Here is a 17,496-nt window from a genome sequence, read left to right on the forward strand (position 1 = left end):
ATTTGTTGATACGATACTCAGCTGTGAAATGCGCCATCCGCCAACTGTTTTTTCAAGGATGTCGCTTTTTTGCGAATCGCCTGCTGGTCCGCTTTGTCGCGTTTTGTCCACTGCCGGTACATCATCGACATCCGTTGGTTACCGGCGAAACGTTCCTCGTGCCGGGCGATGAAGTCCCAGTATAAGGCGTTGAAGGGACACGCATTGTCGCCAAGCGCATCCTTCTGGTTAAAGGGACAGTTCCCACAATAATCGCTCATTTTATGAATATAGTTTGCCGACGCAATGTACGGTTTCGTTGACAGCAGACCGCCGTCGGCATGCAAAGCCATCCCGAGCACATTCGGAAGGACGACCCAATCATAGGCGTCGATATACATTTCATTGAACCAGTCCGCCGTCTGTTGCGGGGAAATCTCAAACAAGTTGGCAAAGTTCCCGAGCACCATCAGCCGCTGAATGTGATGATTGTGCGCCGTTTCGATGACCGGTCGCAACGACTCTGCGACACACGTCATCGTCGTTTCGCCGTCCCAAAAGAAGTCCGGCAAGTCCAGGTTGTGTTGCAGGACATTGACCTGTTCGTACCCCGGCATCTCACTTAAATAAACCGCCCGCATGTATTCGCGCCAACCGAGAATCTGCCGGATGAATCCTTCGACGGCATTAAGCGGTGCCTCCTGCTCTTCCAGTGCGGCCGCTGCCGCTTTGATGACTTCGTCCGGTGACAGTAAGCCGATATTGATCGACGAAGAGAGCAGCGAGTGGGATAACGTATCTTCTCCCGTCAGCATCGCATCCTGATAGGTCCCGAACGTCTCAAGCCGTTCGTCGATGAACCGGGCGAGTGCGCGCTGCGCTTCCGCTCGGTTGACCGGCCAGTGGAACGTCTTAATCTCCCCCGGGTGATTGGCAAACGACGTGTCGACCTTTTTCATGACATCACGTGTAATCTGATCCGGACGGAACCGGATCGGTGCTTTAAAATCCACGCCGTCCTTCGCCGGTTTCCGGTTATCCGCATCAAACGACTATTTTCCGCCGACCGGTTTATTTCCATTCATCAACAAGCGATGATCTTTGCGAAGCTGCCGGTAAAACCGGTCCATCTTCCACGGTTTATCTCCAAGCAGTGCCACGGCTTCGTCCTGCGTCAATAAAAAGAGCGGAACATCGGAACAAATATCGACAGTGATAGTTTTCGGGAGAGCGTCCTGAAATTTTTGCATGACACGGCGCATCGGCTCATCCGTCAGGGCTGTGTAGAGGAGGTGTGTCGGTTGGTACTGCTTCTGGTGCTGCTTCCAAGCATCGTCAAACGAGTCCGCTTCCCGGTAATCGACTGTAAATCCTTTGTCCCGGAGTTCTTCTGCGAAATGACGCATCGCCGAAAAGATCAGTACCAGTTTTTGTTTATGATACGCCTTCCAGGTCGAGCGGGACGTTGCTTCGACCATCAGGATAATATCTTCTTTTGGATCCGCTTCTGTCAGAAGCGGTAAGCTGTGATTGAGTTGATTGCCGAAAATCCAGCGCGTTGCCATGCACGTTCCTCCTTTTTCTTCTATAGGAGTATATAGCCCGTTTGCTGGAAAGTATGTCTTCGGATGTGTCCTATTACACTCGGAAGCCGATTTATTTTTAAGTGGAGACACCCAATATTTTAATTTATGAATGACCTGTGATAGGGTTATACTGGAAAGGTAAGTTGTCGTCATACGAGCGCTTTCAACTGGTATGACAGGTCCATAATATCAAACGGGGATAGGAAGGATATCATGAGCAGTATGCCTAAACAAACAGATGTTATTTTGATTGGTGCCGGAGTCATGAGCGCAACGTTAGGGGTCTTATTAAAAGAGCTTGCGCCGGACATGAAGATTAAAGTATTCGAGAAGTTAGCGAGTGCTGGGGAAGAAAGCTCAAATGAATGGAATAACGCGGGGACGGGTCACGCTGCACTTTGTGAACTGAACTATACGACGGAAAACGCCGACGGAACGATCGACATCAGCAAGGCCGTTAAGGTCAACGAACAGTTCCAACTGTCGCGCCAGTTTTGGTCGCACCTCGTCAAAGAACAAGTCTTGCCGAATCCGAAAGAATTCATCATGCCGATTCCACATATGAGTATGGTCGAAGGCGCGGAAAACGTCACGTTCCTGAAAAAACGATTGGAAGCGCTCTCAGCTAATCCGTTGTTTAAAGGGATGGAGTTTTCGGAAGATCCGGAACAGCTGAAGCAGTGGATTCCGTTAATCATGGAAGGCCGGACGTCACCGGAGCCGATTGCAGCAACTAAAATCGATTCGGGAACGGACGTCAATTTCGGAGCACTGACACGGATTATGTTTGATCATTTAAAACAACTTGATGTCGAGATCAACTACGGTCACGGTGTCGAAGACTTGAAACGGGTCGACGGCGGCTGGGAAGTCAAAGTCAAAAACGAACGCGACAACCGGATTGAACATCATACCGCGAAGTTCGTCTTTATCGGCGGCGGCGGCGGAAGCTTGCCGTTGCTTCAAAAAACAGGGATTCCGGAGTCGAAACAGATTGGCGGATTCCCGGTCAGCGGCTTGTTCCTCGTCTGTAAAAATCCAGAAATCGCCGAGCGTCATCATGCGAAAGTCTACGGGAAAGCGAAAGTCGGTGCACCGCCGATGTCTGTCCCGCACTTGGATACACGTTACATCGACGGTCAAAAGTCACTCTTGTTCGGACCGTTCGCCGGCTTCTCGCCGAAGTTCCTCAAAACCGGATCGAATCTCGATTTGATCACATCCGTCAAACCAAACAATGTGTTGACGATGCTGGCGGCAGGAGCAAAAGAGATGGGACTGACGAAGTACTTGATCGAGCAGGTCTTACTGTCGACGGAGCAGCGGATGAACGAACTGCGTGAGTTCATTCCGAACGCCAAAACGGAAGACTGGGATGTCGTCGTCGCCGGACAACGTGTCCAAGTCATCAAAGATACACCACAAGGCAAGGGGACTCTCCAGTTCGGAACGGAAGTCGTCAGTGCGGCAGACGGTTCGGTCGCAGCGTTGCTCGGCGCGTCACCAGGCGCTTCAACTGCCGTACCGGTCATGCTGGAAGTGCTGGCCAAGTGTTTCCCGGATCAACTGCCTGGCTGGGAAGCAAAAATCAAAGAAATGATTCCGTCGTACGGCACGTCACTCGTCGCGAATCCGGAACTCTTTGGTCAGATCCACGCCGAAACAACAAAAACTCTTGAATTAACGGAAGCACAGCCGATTCGTTAAACACATCATAGGAAGCATAAAAAAGCCCCGTTCTCTTGAAGAGAGCGGGGTTGTTTGTCGTGCATCAGCCGCGTTGACGGAAGAAACGTGTTTTCTTCAAAGCAATTCCGACTGGAATCGCGACGAGAATCCCGACGACGTTTTGTGTGATGTTACCCGGGATGGATAATGCTGGGGCTACCCAGTTGCTATATAAAATTCCTTCACAGATATAATAGACAGCGAGCATAGCGGGAACCGATGCAATCATAGCAAGCAAGTTAATACCGGGTTTGGTTCCTTGACGACCATACGTCCAAGCAATCCAACCGACGATGAATCCTTGTAAGCCGCGACCGACAAAGGAGAAAGGCGCCCAAAGTGCCCAACCAGACATGATATCGAAAAGTCCCATTCCAACCGCGCCGGCAATCATTGCTGTCCGGGGTCCGAAGAGAATTGCAATCAGGAACAACATCGCTGTTCCCATATGGACAAGTCCACCATTTGCCGCGATCGGCAATTTAATATTAATGAAAAATGTAGCAACAAAAACAAGTGCAATCGACATTGAAGTAATGACGAGTTGCCGGGTACGAGTGCTTGAATACGGTGCTGCTTTTTGCATGTGTCAGACCTTCTTTATGATAGATTTTGAATACTCTCAATCTATCAGATAGCTGGACTAGCTGAAAGTATCAATTTCGAACAATTTATAGGGGTCAGTTCGAATCTGAATCTTTACTAATGAAAGTATCGACCTAAAAGAGGATTTTCCGTGACTTCTACGGGAAAAAGCGCGTTTACGCGCTGTCAGAGGCAGGCGAGACCCGGCTTTAAGACCTGTGGTCGCAAAAGCCGCGGCTTGCGCCTCGCCCGAGAAAAGCACGGGAAAAATTCTCTTTTGTTCGTAGCGATTCTGTTTATACTAGATTTTACAATCAAAAAACGCCTTGCCGAAGCAAGACGTTTCCATGATCAGTTACGAATCATATAATCGAAGGCACCGAGTGCTGCTGTAGCACCTGATCCCATCGAGATGATGATCTGTTTGTAAGCACTGTCCGTACAGTCACCGGCTGCAAAGACACCCGGGATGTTCGTCGCGCCATGACGGTCAACAAAGATTTCACCGAACTTGTTGCGTTCGATCGTTTCGCCGAGCCAGTCTGTGTTTGGCACAAGACCGATTTGGACGAAAACGCCTTCGAGCTCGACATGGTGCTCAGCACCTGTTTCGCGTTCGACATACGTGATGCCGTTCACTTTATCCGTACCCGTGATTTCCTTCGTCTGGGCGTTGGCAACGACCGTGACGTTCGGAAGACTCGCGAGACGGTCTTGTAAGACCGCGTCCGCTTTCAGTTCCGGTGCAAATTCAAGCACCGTTACATGTTTGACGAGACCGGCCAAATCGATTGCGGCTTCAACACCGGAATTCCCGCCGCCGATAACCGCAACGCGTTTTCCTTCGAAGAGTGGACCGTCACAGTGAGGACAGTACGCAACCCCTTTGTTCTTGAATTCAAGTTCGCCCGGCACACCGATGTTGCGCCAGCGTGCTCCTGTTGAGAGAATCAAACTCTTCGTTTTCAAGACAGCACCGTTTTCAAGCTCCAGTTCAACGAGGTCTTTTTTCTCAAGACGTGTCGCCCGTTGAAGGTTCATGACATCGATCCCGTACTCTTTGACGTGTTCTTCAAGACTCGCCACGAGTTTCGGACCTTCCGTATACTTCATGCTGATGAAGTTCTCGATACTCATCGTATCCATGACTTGACCACCGAAGCGTTCCGCGACGATTCCCGTCCGGATTCCTTTACGTGCCGCATAAATCGCAGCACTGGCACCGGCAGGACCTCCACCGACGACAAGGACGTCGTACGGGTCTTTGTCCGCAAAATCAGAAGCGTCGACACCTGTACCGAGTTTCGCGAGAATCTCTTCGAGGGACATCCGACCGTTTCCGAAGGCTTCGCCGTTGACGAAGACAGTCGGGACAGCCATGATTTCTTTTGCTTCGACTTCTTGTTTAAAGGCACCGCCGTCAATCATCGTGTGGCTGATGTTCGGGTTCAGAACACTCATGACGTTTAGGGCTTGAACGACATCAGGACAGTTGTGGCAACTGAGACTGATGTACGATTCGAAATGATACGTTTCTTTGATGCTTTTGATCTGTTCGATCAGTGCGGCGTCGATTTTCGGCGCGCGACCGCTGACTTGGAGTAACGCCAAGACGAGGGACGTGAACTCGTGACCGAGTGGAATCCCGGCAAACGTAATCCCGCTCTCTTCACCGACACGGTTGACGCTGAAGCTTGGTGTCCGCGGCAAGGCCGCCTGTTCGATGCTGATGCGTGGTGACATGCTCGCGATTTCTTCGACGAGCTCGCTCATCTCAAGAGAAACGGAGTCTGTCCCGGCGCTGACCGCGAGGACAAGATCTCCTTCCAATAAATCGAGGTATTGAGCGAGTTGTGCTTTAATATCTGCTGCTAAAGCCATCTCAAATCCGCTCCTTAAATTTTTCCGACGAGGTCAAGGCTCGGTGTAAGTGTTGCAGAACCTTCTTCCCATTTCGCTGGGCAAACTTCGCCTGGGTTGTTGCGTACGTATTGTGCTGCTTTGATTTTGTTGACGAGTGTACTTGCGTCACGACCGATTCCGCCAGCGTTGATTTCAACAGTTTGGATGACACCGTCCGGATCGATGATGAACGTTCCGCGGTCTGCCAGTCCGTCTTGCTCGTTTAAGACTTCGAAGTTACGTGAGATGACGTGTGACGGGTCACCAATCATGACGTACTCGATTTTACCGATTGTTTCTGAAGTTTCGTGCCATGCTTTATGTGTAAAGTGCGTGTCTGTTGAAACCGAGTACACTTCAACGTCAAGTGCTTTGAGTGTTGCGTATTGGTTTTGAAGATCTTCGAGCTCAGTCGGGCAAACGAATGTAAAGTCTGCTGGGTAGAAACAAACGACACTCCATTTTCCACGAAGGTTGGCATCTGTAAGATCGACGAACTCTCCGTTGTGGAATGCTGATGCACTAAATGGTTTTACTTCACTTCCGATTAAAGACATGATAAAAATCCTCCTGTTGGGTTCTATTTAAGAATCTGTTCTAGTAGAAAGAAAAAAACTGTATCTATCACACTAGAATAATTCTAATCTAATACTAATTTCATATAACCGCTTAGTTTTGTCAAGACATAACCTGCAATTTCCTATTCTGATAAATAAAGTGTGAACAAAAAAAGAACTCCTATTTCCTTAAATGAAACAGGAAATAGAAGCTGTATAAGTTATTGCCATTCCGTATGGAACGTTCCTTCGCGATCGGTCCGGGCATACGTATGGGCGCCGAAATAATCACGTTGGGCTTGCAGGATATTCGCGTTGGAGTTAGCCGTCCGGTAGCTGTCGTAATACGTCAGCGACGTGCTGAGACACGGAGCAGCGAGTCCGGATAATGCACTTTCAGCGACGACCTGACGCAGTGCCGTTTGATAGTCTTGCACCTTGTCCGCGAAGTACGGCGCGAGCATCAGGTTCGCAAGCGACTCGTCCTTCGCAAAAGCCTCACTGATGACATTGAGGAACTCAGCACGGATGATGCAGCCGCCACGGAAAATCAAAGCGATTTCCTCGAGGCGCAAGTTCCAGTCATACAGTTCGGATGATGTTCGGTACTGTGTGAAACCCTGCGCGTAAGCCGCGATTTTCCCCATGTAGAGGGCTTGGCGGATCCGTTCGATCCAGACTTCTTTGTCGAGCGTCTCACGGGTTTCCGGTCCACCGAGGACGGTAGCAGCGGCGACACGTTCTTCTTTGACAGCCGAGAGATAGCGGGCGAAGAGGGCTTCCGTGATGATGGACGAAGCAATCCCGTTATCAATCGATTGCATACTCGTCCATTTGCCTGTCCCTTTTTGACCGGCTTGGTCCAAGATGACATCGATCAACGGAAGACCGGTCTTATCATCTTTTTTGCGGAGAATATCGGCCGTAATCTCGATCAGATAACTTTTCAGCTCGCCTTCATTCCAAGATGCGAAGACATCCGCGATTTCTTCAACGTCGAGTCCAAGACGGACCCGGAGGAAACTGTACGCTTCCGCGATCAGCTGCATGTCGGCGTATTCGATCCCGTTATGGACCATCTTGACGAAATGGCCGGCGCCTTTTGGTCCGATGTAGACGCAGCACGGCTCACCGTTCACTTTGGCCGCAATCTTCGTCAAAATCGGCGCGACTTGTGCGTACGCGTCTTTTGATCCGCCCGGCATGATGGCAGGACCGGTCCGGGCACCGACTTCACCACCGGAGACACCGACACCGATATATTCGATCTTGTGTTGTTGCAACTGATCGAAGCGGCGTTCCGTATCATGGAAATGCGAGTTTCCACCGTCCATGATGATGTCGCCTGTTTCGAGGTGTGGAATCAGTGACTCGATGACTGAATCAATTGCACTTCCCGCCGTGACCATGACGAAAATTTTCCGTGGACGGGCAAGGGATTGGACAAAATCTGTCACCTCGTAATAAGGATGTAGCGACAATCCTTCGTTATGTGCCATTAAGTCATCCGTTAAATCACGGGTGTAGTTATAGACAGCGACATCTTCCTGATGACTTGCCATGTTGAGGGCGATGTTGCGCCCCATGACGCCGAGTCCGATGACTCCGATTGAATGTAGCATAGTGTACCGACTCCTTTTTTAGACGACGAGACTGAGCAGGAGAACGAATCCAAGTCCGAAGACGGAAATGATTGTCTCAAGTAAGGTCCACGTCGCGAAAGTTTCTTTCATCGTTAATCCGAAATATTCTTTAAACATCCAGAATCCGGCATCGTTGACGTGTGAAGCGATCAAACTGCCGGCTCCTGTCGCAAGGACGACAAGTGCGAGATTGACATCCGATTGACCGAGCAACGGAATGACGAGCCCGGCTGTCGTCAGTGAAGCGACGGTTGCCGAACCAAGTGAAATCCGTAAGATGGCGGCGATGATCCAGGCGAGTAAAATCGGTGATAATGTCGTATCTTCAAACATCTGAGCGACGAACTTACCAACACCGCCGTCAATCAGGACCTGCTTGAAGGCACCACCGCCGCCGATGATCAGTAGCATCATCCCGATTTGTGTGATGGCCATCGTACAAGAATCCATGACGGTTTTGATCGGAATTTGGCGTGCCAGTCCCATCGTGTAGATGGCGACGAGTAAGGAAATCAACATCGCTGTTGACGCGTTTCCGATGAATTGAACAGCAGATAAAACAGAGTTACTTTCCCAACCAAGCGTTTTTTGAAATAACGTTAAAATCGTTGCGATGGACATCAGGAGGACAGGCAGCATCGCTGTGAAAACACTGATCCCGAAACCTGGTGTCTCGTCTAAATTAAATTCTTTTTGTTCCCCGAGTGACGCAATGTTGCCGGTTTTTTTGAATGATTCCGGTACGATCCGTTTCGCGATTTTTGTAAAGATTGGTCCTGCAATGATGACGGTCGGCACGGCCACGATAAAGCCGTATAAGAGAACTTGTCCCAGATCGGCCCCGTACTCCCCGGCGATGACGGTCGGGCCCGGGTGTGGCGGAAGAAAACCGTGTGTGACGGAAAGAGCAGCGACCATCGGAATCCCGAGATACAGGATCGAGACACGCAACTGACGTGAGATCGCGAAGACGATTGGAATCAATAAAACCAGTCCAACTTCAAAGAATAACGCGATCCCGATGATGAACGAAGCGACAACGACGGCCCATTGGATGTTCTTTTCCCCAAACTTCGCGACAAGCGTCATCGCGATTCGTTGCGCACCCCCTGCGTCGGCAATCAATTTTCCGAGCATGGCACCAAGTCCGAAGATCAAGGCGAGGTGACCAAGCGTTCCGCCGAGACCGGCTTCAATCGTCGTGACGATTTGATCAAGCGGCATTCCGAGCAGTAAAGCGACGACAAACGAGACGATGATTAACGAAACGAACGTATTTAATTTTAACCCCATAATTAAAACGAGTAACAGAACAATCCCGATGGCAACAATGACTAATGGCATGTGACTTCCCCCAAAAACGTTAAATTAAATTTCTTTTTGAATCAAACCCCGTTGATACGTAGCGATGCGTCGGTAATCGGTTTCGAGAACGCGCGCCAAACTGATGAAGATCGGTAACAACTGACGGTATTCGTGCATTGCTTCCTCATTCGGCACATGGCGATGTGTATCGCCGATCATATCTGCTGCCACCTCGAACGAATCGACTTCCCCTGTCGCATACAATCCGAGAATACAGGCCCCGAGACATGAACTTTCAAAACTTTCAGGAATGACGACTTCCGACTCGAAAATATCCGCCATCATTTGACGCCACACTTCAGAACGGGCGAACCCCCCGGTTGCCTGAATCCGTGTGACCGGACCATCCATACATTCGATTAACGCCAGGAAGACAGTGTACAAGTTATAAATGACACCTTCCAGGGCGGCCCGAATCATATGTTCCTTTTTGTGCGATAACGTCAAGCCGAAGAACGAACCGCTGACATCCGGGTTCCAAAGCGGAGCCCGTTCGCCCGACAGATACGGATGGAACAGTAAACCGTCTGATCCCGGACGGACGCGTTCGGCGATTTTCGTCAGGACGGCATATGGATCAATGCCAAGACGTTTCGCGGTCTCGACTTCCGCCGAGGCCAGTTCGTCACGAATCCAGCGTAAGACCATGCCGCCGTTATTGACCGGTCCACCGATGACCCAATGGTTTTCGGTTAAGGCGTAACAGAAGATCCGGCCTTTTTCATCCGTTTGCGGACGGTCGATGATCGTCCGGATGGCGCCGCTCGTTCCAATCGTAATGGCGATTTCGCCTTTCCGGATCGCGTTAACCCCGAGATTCGACAGAACACCGTCGCTTGCCCCGATCAGAAACGGTGTTGCCGGATTCAAGCCGGTTTGTTTGGCATAATCCGCTGACATGTCGGTAAAGGACGTCGTCGTCGAAACCGGTCGCGACAATTTGGTTGCATCAATGCCTGCGACCTGCAACGCTTCCGCATCCCAGTCGAGATCATGGATGTTGAATAAACCGGTCGCTGAAGCGAGTGAATGGTCGATGACGTATTGTCCAAACAGACGCTGGAAGACAAATTCCTTGATGCCGATGTATTTTTTCGTTCGCGCGGCAATGTCCGGATGTTCTTCGACGAGCCAGCAAATCTTACTGAGCGGCGACATCGGATGGACCGGAGTTCCGGTGCGGTGATAAATCGAGTAACCGTACTGTTCCTTGATTCGGTTCGACCAGACTTCGCTCCGGCTGTCAGCCCACGTGATGCAGGCGGTCAGCGGTTGATCGTGTTCATCCATCGCAATCAAGCTGTGCATCGCACTGCTGAAGGCGACGAACTTCGGTTGCTCCGTCGGATGTTGTTTCGTCATCAACCGGATGCTTTCGAGCACGGCATGGAAAATTTCTTCCGGATCCTGTTCCGCCGTCGAACGATTCGGGGTATGCAGCGGATAACCGACATTCGTTTGTCCGACGACTTCCCCTTTTGTCGTAAAGAGTACGGCTTTGGTGCTCGTCGTCCCGATATCAATCCCTAACATGTGTTCAGTCATGTGGTTCGACTCCTTTCGTCATCAGTTGTTGCGATTTCCATAAATCCTCAACTTCTTGCACATCATCGAAGTTCTGATGGAGCGAAGCAATCATTCGTTTGCGGTCGCCGGTTTCGATTGCTTCGATGTAGAGTGCATGGTTCTCGAGAATTCGGTCAAAATCTTCGATGTCGTCTTCGATTCGTTGACGCATCGACAGCAGGATGAAGCTTTCCATGACAGGTTTGAGATTCTGCCACATCATGCTGACGTATCCGTGGTCAATCGACCGGATGATTGTTTCATGGAACAGAACATCCTGATATGAAAATTCATCTGCGTCTTTGTATTTGACGGCAATCTTCATCATTTCAAGCACCTTGCTTAGCTCCCGAACCAAATCCTGACGATTCATCTTAACAATCCGCTCGAAGACGAACGTCTCGATTAAAAGACGGACATCGTAAATTTCCTGGATGTCTTGTTTGGACAGTCCGACGACAACGGCGCCCATCCGTTCCAGCCGGATGATGCGTTCTGACGCCAACACCTTCAGGGCATCCCGGACAGGAGATCGGCTGACGGAAAAATCAGCGGCTAATTTGTTTTCAGATAAGACGGTACCGCTCTCAATCTTGCCGGAAATGATCCGCATGCGCAGTTCATGGGCCACACGATCACCGGCGGAGGCTTTTGATAACCATTTAATCGGGTATAAAAGATCGGACATAAAAAACACCCTCTTTGTCGAATAAGTATACTTGTATACAAGTAGTATAAACGAGGAAAACTAAAATGCAAGCGCTTTAATTAAATTGTCATCTTTATCAAAAGTGCGGCTTTTCGATGTGATAGGCTAGAGAACGAAAGCGTAGAACAGATTGTAAGACATCAGTCAGATGGAGGGATAAAATAAATGAAAATTTTAGTAGTCGGTGCAGGAGCCGTCGGAGGTTATTTCGGAGCCCGGTTGGCGGAAAAAGGGGAAGATGTCACATTTTTAGTGCGTGAACGCCGGTTTGAAGAATTGTGTGCGGGACTTCATGTCAAAAGTCTTCATGGGGATATTACCTATTCTCCGCGCCTGATCCGGACCGGAGAAAAAGGAACGTTTGATGTCATTCTTTTATCGACCAAGGCTTATCATCTGGAGCAGGTGTTAGAGGACATCAAACCGTTCGTCGCAACTGATACATATATTTTGCCGTTGCTAAACGGAATGGCCCATTTAAAGCAACTGGAGCAACACTTCGGAGCGGAACGTGTACTGGGCGGACTCTGCTTCATCGAATCAACGCTTGATGCACAAGGACACATCGTACAGACGAGTCCGTCCCATCATTTATTGTTCGGTCCGTTACCGGGAACCCGGCCAGACCGTTTGGAAGAACTGAAGCAGCACCTAGAGGGGACACTAGCGCCGATTAAATACTCGGACTCGATTACCAGCGATATGTGGAATAAGTATCTGTTCATCACGACGTTTTCCGGTGTGACGTCGCTTTTCCGTTCAGCAATCGGTCCGATTCGTTCGCAGGAAGAAGGAATGATGATGATCCGCCGCCTGGCAACGGAAGCCAAAGAAGCGATGGAACGCCAAGGTGCTGTGTTCAGTGATGGGATTGAACAGATCCAACAGCAACAGATCGCACAAATGGATGAAACGATGAAGTCGTCCTTACAACGTGACATGGAGAAAGGCAATGAAGTCGAGTCAGCTCATTTGTTCGGCACACTTCTTTCGAAAGATGAAGCGACGCAAGTGATGTTGCCGGCGATTTATGCAAATCTCGAAATTTATCGTATGTCGAGAAAAGATGTTTAACTAGTTGTTATATAGGGAATAATTGTTAGGTTGTATTGAGCCTATATTTTTCATAATCCACAATAATGTGTAATTTTCAGCTATTCGTTGACTTGCTGAATTGCATTCAACTATCCTTGAAAAGACAAGATGGTTAAAAAAGCAAAATATATTTTATATTTTTTAAATGAAAACAGAAGTGAGAGGGGAATTATTTTACATGAAACGTATTATTATCCGTGCGGGTATGACACCGTTTGAACAGTTCGACGCAGAATATTTGATGAAGCATAACTCAATCGGAGGGAACGTCGGAAACCTGATTTATCAATACAGTATTTTCCGCACCTTGATGACAGAGGGCACGACGATCACACCGGATTACTACTACTATGAAGAAGAGCGTGCAGATGAAATCAATGCGAACTTCGATTTATATGTCATTCCACTCGCTGATGCATTCCGTAAAGAATTCGTCCCGACACTTCGTAAATATACAAAATTGATTAAAAAACTAAAGATTCCGGTCGTCGTCATCGGTGTCGGTTTACGCGCACCGTTTGAAGCGAATTTAAACGACGGTTTCTCATTTGATGAAGACGTTAAAGCGTTTGTCAGCGCAGTTCTTGAGCGCTCAAGCATGCTTGGACTTCGCGGCGAAATCACATCAAAATATTTGACGCGTCTTGGTTTCCGCGAAGGAATCGATCACAAAGTCATCGGTTGCCCATCGATGTATGCGTTTGGTCGTGATTTGAAAATTCGTGAAACGAATATCACAAAAGATTCAATGATCGGTGTCAACTCGTCACGTCTTGCACCGCAAAACGTCCTTAACTTCATCACACGCGGAATGGAAGAGTACCCGAACCACTACTTCATCCCGCAATGGATGAAAGAGTTGCGTTTGACGTACACAGGAACACATCCGATTGCTGACTTATCCGTCACGAACTATCCGGTTAAAATGTCGGATCCGACTTACATGAACGACCGTGTCCGCTTCTTCTTAAACGCACAGACATGGATTGACTTCTTGAAAGAAGCAGACTTCAGCTTCGGAGCACGTCTTCACGGTAACATCACGGCAACACTTGCCGGAACGCCAAGTATCCTGATTCCGAAAGATGCACGGATGCGCGAATTAACGGATTATCACCAATTGACACACATTTGGGCAAATGACATCACAGACAGCACACGTTTGTCAGATGTGATTGAGTCGGCTGACTTCCAGAGTCCAACACGTGTTCAAGCACGTAACTTTGATAACTTCGTGGAATTCCTGAATACAAATGATCTAGAACACATCTACAAAGAAACGAACTATCCGGAGAACGTTCCGTTTGATCGTGAAATGGCCAAAGCAGAGTTGCTTCCGGTCGTTAAACCGATCACAGGAATCAGTATCGAAGAAGCCGTTTCACGTTTTGAATCATATTTCCCAGCAGAAGAACAAAAAATCGTGGCAGCTCAAAAACGCGATAAAGCGAAAATGGCTGAAAAAGATAAGAAAATCAAATCACTTCAAGGCAAGTTGAACAGTCAAACAAAAGAAATGAAGCATCAACAAGGCACATTGAACCGGAAAGCGGTTCGCATGGCATTGAAGACAGCTGATTTGTTTGCGAAGAAATAAGCGACAGACGTCTTATACCGTTTTGGTGTAAGGCGTTTTTTTTTACATGATAAATTCTGAATTGTGTTGACAATTCAAAACAGGGTTGGTACTGTTATGAAAAATTACATTCTTATCCAGAGAGGTGGAGGGACTGGCCCTTTGAAGCCTCAGCAACAGGTCGAAAGATACTGTGCTAATTCCTGCGGGTGTTGTACCCGATCGATAAGCTTCCTTTGATTGTCGACCGACGCACCCATGCATGTGGGTGCGTTTTTTTTTAGTTTAACGAGAAAAAGAGGAGTGTGGAGGAGCAATGAAAGAAGGAACGTTTCGGCGGAAAATGGAATCCCGGCATATCGTCATGTTGTCACTCGGAGGTGTCATCGGGACCGGATTATTTTTAAGTACAGGCTATACGCTCGAGCAGGCCGGTCGGGTCGGCACGATTTTATCTTACCTGGTCGGAGCGCTGGCGGTTTATCTGGTAATGCTTTGTCTAGGGGAGCTGGCGGTACATATGCCGGAGACGGGTGCCTTTCACAGCTACGCGACGAAATATATTGGATCCGGAACAGGCTATACCGTCGCCTGGCTTTACTGGCTGACTTGGACGGTCGCGCTCGGTTCGGAATTTACGGCAGCCGGTTTATTGATGCAACGCTGGTTTCCGGATGTTCCGGTCTGGCTGTTCAGTGCTTTATTCGTCGTCATGATTTTAGGCATCAATGTCTTGACGGTCCGCTTGTTCGCGGAAGTTGAATTTTGGTTTTCTGCCGTCAAGGTGCTGACGATTTTAGTGTTCATCGTCTTAGGAACAGCAGCAATCGTCGGATTCTTGCCCCTCGCGGACGGCTCACAAGCACCGCTTCTCGCTCCGTTGACGGAGGGGGGCCTGTTTCCGAACGGAGCGTTCGCGATCTTGATGACGATGCTTGCCGTTAACTTTGCCTATTCCGGAACAGAGTTAATCGGGATTGCAGCAGGTGAGGCGGTCGATCCGAAACGGACGGTTCCTCTCGCCATTCGAACAACAGTCTTCCGGCTCGTCTTATTTTTTGTCGGGACGATCATTGTTCTTGCGATTCTGTTACCAAATGATTCAAAAGGAGTGCTTGAAAGTCCATTCGTTGCTGTGTTTGAACGGATCGGTCTTCCGTTTGCAGCAGACATCATGAACTTCGTCATCCTGACCGCGATTTTGTCAGCAGCGAACTCGGGTCTGTACGCCGCATCACGGATGCTCTGGTCTTTATCCGATCAACGGATGATTACGCCGTACTTTTCTAAATTAAATGCGAGCGGAGTGCCGATACGTGCCGTTCTCTTCAGTATGCTCGGTGGTCTGCTTGCCCTGTTCTCCAGCGTCTATGCACCGGGTTCCGTCTACATTGCGCTTGTCTCGATCTCGGGACTGGCAGTCGTCGTTGTCTGGATGAGTATCAGCGCCTCACAGTTCATGTTCCGCAAGCGCTATCTGCAAGAGGGGCATGATCTAAACGATTTGGTTTACCGGACGCCCTGGTATCCGTTTGTACCGATTCTGTCGTTTTTAATGTGTTTGGCTTCATTGATCGGAATCGCCTTTGATCCGACGCAACGGGTCGCCCTCTATTTCGGGGTTCCGTTTATCGCGGTCTGTTACATCGTTCATCATCTGACAAAAACATCATGGAAACGGAGTGTGGAAGATGTCAAAGAACAACAATCCAGTTGAACAACTGTTAAAAGAAAAACCCTATATTTTATTGGACGGAGCACTGGCGACGGAACTTGAACGCCATGGGAGAAATCTCGATGATCCGCTTTGGTCGGCCCGTGTACTGCTTGAAGAACCGGAACAGATTCACCGCGTCCATGCGGATTATTTTAAAATCGGGGCGGATTGTGCCATCACGTCCAGCTACCAAGCGAGTGTCACCGGCTTCAGCAGCCGGGGGATTAAAGAAGAGGAAGCGATTGAACTGATGAAACAAACGGTCTATCTGGCACAGCAGGCGCGTGCGGAAACCGGACCGGCAGCGGATCACGCTTTGATTGCGGGATCGATTGGTCCTTACGGTGCCTATCTTTCGGACGGATCCGAATACATCGGTCATTACGGAGTCGACGATGCGCAACTTGAAGCTTTCCACCGTCCTCGTCTGGAAGCGTTAATCGCGGCAGGTGCGGACGTGTTGGCATTTGAGACGATTCCCTCCTTGCAGGAAGCCGAAGTGCTGTTCCGGCTGCTCGAAGAATTTCCGGATCAGTCGGCCTGGCTTGCCTTTTCCCTGCGTGACGCAACACACATCAGTGAAGGAACATCGTTGAGTGAGTGTATCAAGGCATTAGGGGAGCACCCGCAACTGGCGGCAATCGGCGCGAACTGTTTTCCGGCATCGATTGCGACAGAGTTCATCACGACATTAAAACAACTGACCGATGTACCGATTATCGTCTATCCGAATTCCGGTGAGCAGTATGATCCGGTCAGTAAGACCTGGTCCGGTGAAGCAGTGTGTACGGCTTTCGAAGACATTGCTCCGGAATGGTATGCCGCAGGTGCCCGGTTGATCGGCGGATGTTGCCGTACGACACCCGAGCAGATTGAGCGGATTCAACAGAAGGTGACAATCGGTTAACCGGAAGTCATGTCTAATAAGGACAAAAAAAGAGAGCGGAATTTTGCATCCGTCCTCTTTTTAGACTGATATTTCGTATTTTCAGAAACTCACCGTTCCCGTAACGCTTGGTTGAACTGTTTCAGCAACCGACCGAACGATTCGGCATCTTCATCCGGCCAGTCATGTAATAACCGTTCGATGCTCGTTAAACGGGCTGTCCGGTAAATTTCGAGCTCTTGTTGACCGTAATCTGTGATGTTGTAAAAGAAGGCCCGGCCGTCTGTCGGGTCTTTTATTTTTTCGACTAATTTTTTCTGATCGAGCGCAGCCGCTTGTCGGCTGACGGTCGAGACGTCGAGTTGCAACTCACGGGCAAGGGTTTTGACACCGACTTGACCGGAGTCGGATAACTGGCGCAAGAGTAAATAGGAAGCACGGTCCAGGTTCCGATTATCGGCCGTTGCCGTCGTTAAACGACGAATAAGAATCGCCAGTTCCAGTTCAATTGTTTCCAGGGATTGATTCGACATATTGTCACCTCTCATTAGCATTCATTGCCCTCATCATTACGCACGGGCTGTCCTCTGTCAATCAAAGGC

The 17,496-nt window shown here is 49.3% G+C and carries 13 protein-coding genes, 1 pseudogene and 1 riboswitch; of the genes and pseudogenes, 5 read left to right on the top strand and 9 right to left on the bottom strand.

The genetic code is table 11. From position 1 onward, the window contains the following. Positions 1-17 precede the first annotated feature (17 nt). Positions 18-1,718, bottom strand: a pseudogene (locus KNP93_RS10455) (cryptochrome/photolyase family protein). A gap of 60 nt (positions 1,719-1,778) precedes the next feature. On the opposite strand from KNP93_RS10455, the gene KNP93_RS10460 reads away from it, so the two are divergent. Further along, a complete protein-coding gene (locus KNP93_RS10460) occupies positions 1,779-3,272 on the top strand; it encodes a malate:quinone oxidoreductase (protein WP_214855191.1) in 1,494 nt (497 codons plus the stop codon). Positions 3,273-3,336: 64 nt separating this feature from the next. Here KNP93_RS10460 and KNP93_RS10465 read toward each other — a convergent pair whose 3' ends face one another. From KNP93_RS10465 to KNP93_RS10495, 7 genes are all read right to left on the bottom strand, one after another. Next, positions 3,337-3,879: an ECF transporter S component gene (locus KNP93_RS10465; RefSeq protein WP_131503596.1), complete on the bottom strand. Its 543-nt coding sequence runs from the start codon at positions 3,877-3,879 to the stop codon at positions 3,337-3,339. Positions 3,880-4,229: 350 nt separating this feature from the next. Beyond that, positions 4,230-5,759, bottom strand: coding sequence for an alkyl hydroperoxide reductase subunit F (gene ahpF, locus KNP93_RS10470; RefSeq protein WP_214855194.1), 1,530 nt, complete (start codon positions 5,757-5,759; stop codon positions 4,230-4,232). Between the two features lie 14 nt (positions 5,760-5,773). Then, positions 5,774-6,337 carry an alkyl hydroperoxide reductase subunit C gene (gene ahpC / locus KNP93_RS10475; RefSeq protein ID WP_012371860.1) on the bottom strand — a complete coding sequence of 188 codons (564 nt, stop codon included), beginning with the start codon at positions 6,335-6,337 and terminating at the stop codon, positions 5,774-5,776. Positions 6,338-6,558: 221 nt separating this feature from the next. Further along, a complete protein-coding gene (gene gnd / locus KNP93_RS10480) occupies positions 6,559-7,959 on the bottom strand; it encodes a decarboxylating NADP(+)-dependent phosphogluconate dehydrogenase (protein ID WP_214855195.1) in 1,401 nt (466 codons plus the stop codon). Between the two features lie 18 nt (positions 7,960-7,977). Beyond that, entirely contained in the window at positions 7,978-9,324 is a 1,347-nt protein-coding gene (locus KNP93_RS10485; RefSeq protein WP_214855197.1) for a GntP family permease, read from the bottom strand. 24 nt (positions 9,325-9,348) lie between these two features. After that, positions 9,349-10,890 (bottom strand): gluconokinase, encoded by a 1,542-nt coding sequence (gntK, locus tag KNP93_RS10490; protein WP_214855199.1) that lies wholly within the window; start codon positions 10,888-10,890, stop codon positions 9,349-9,351. Next, positions 10,883-11,599 carry a GntR family transcriptional regulator gene (locus tag KNP93_RS10495; protein WP_131503591.1) on the bottom strand — a complete coding sequence of 239 codons (717 nt, stop codon included), beginning with the start codon at positions 11,597-11,599 and terminating at the stop codon, positions 10,883-10,885. Before KNP93_RS10495 ends, gntK begins: the two co-directional genes overlap by 8 nt. Before the next feature lie 186 nt (positions 11,600-11,785). Here KNP93_RS10495 and KNP93_RS10500 point away from each other — a divergent pair, with 186 nt between their 5' ends. From KNP93_RS10500 to mmuM, 4 genes are all read left to right on the top strand, one after another. Continuing rightward, the gene (locus tag KNP93_RS10500) at positions 11,786-12,694 is read left to right on the top strand and encodes a ketopantoate reductase family protein (protein ID WP_188004945.1); all 909 of its coding nucleotides are present in this window, start codon (positions 11,786-11,788) and stop codon (positions 12,692-12,694) included. Positions 12,695-12,893: 199 nt separating this feature from the next. Next, entirely contained in the window at positions 12,894-14,312 is a 1,419-nt protein-coding gene (locus KNP93_RS10505) for a polysaccharide pyruvyl transferase family protein (RefSeq protein WP_188004944.1), read from the top strand. A gap of 109 nt (positions 14,313-14,421) precedes the next feature. Next, positions 14,422-14,523, top strand: a riboswitch (SAM riboswitch). Positions 14,524-14,607: 84 nt separating this feature from the next. Continuing rightward, positions 14,608-16,008, top strand: coding sequence for an amino acid permease (locus KNP93_RS10510; protein WP_188004943.1), 1,401 nt, complete (start codon positions 14,608-14,610; stop codon positions 16,006-16,008). Beyond that, a complete protein-coding gene (mmuM, locus tag KNP93_RS10515) occupies positions 15,983-16,915 on the top strand; it encodes a homocysteine S-methyltransferase (RefSeq protein ID WP_214855201.1) in 933 nt (310 codons plus the stop codon). Before KNP93_RS10510 ends, mmuM begins: the two co-directional genes overlap by 26 nt. Positions 16,916-17,004: 89 nt before the next feature. Here the strand turns inward: mmuM and KNP93_RS10520 are convergent, their stop codons facing one another. Next, positions 17,005-17,427: a MarR family winged helix-turn-helix transcriptional regulator gene (locus tag KNP93_RS10520; protein ID WP_114596736.1), complete on the bottom strand. Its 423-nt coding sequence runs from the start codon at positions 17,425-17,427 to the stop codon at positions 17,005-17,007. Between the last annotated feature and the right edge of the window lie 69 nt (positions 17,428-17,496).

Origin of the sequence: Exiguobacterium sp. s166 (assembly GCF_018618855.1) — a bacterium.
GTDB lineage: Bacteria > Bacillota > Bacilli > Exiguobacteriales > Exiguobacteriaceae > Exiguobacterium_A.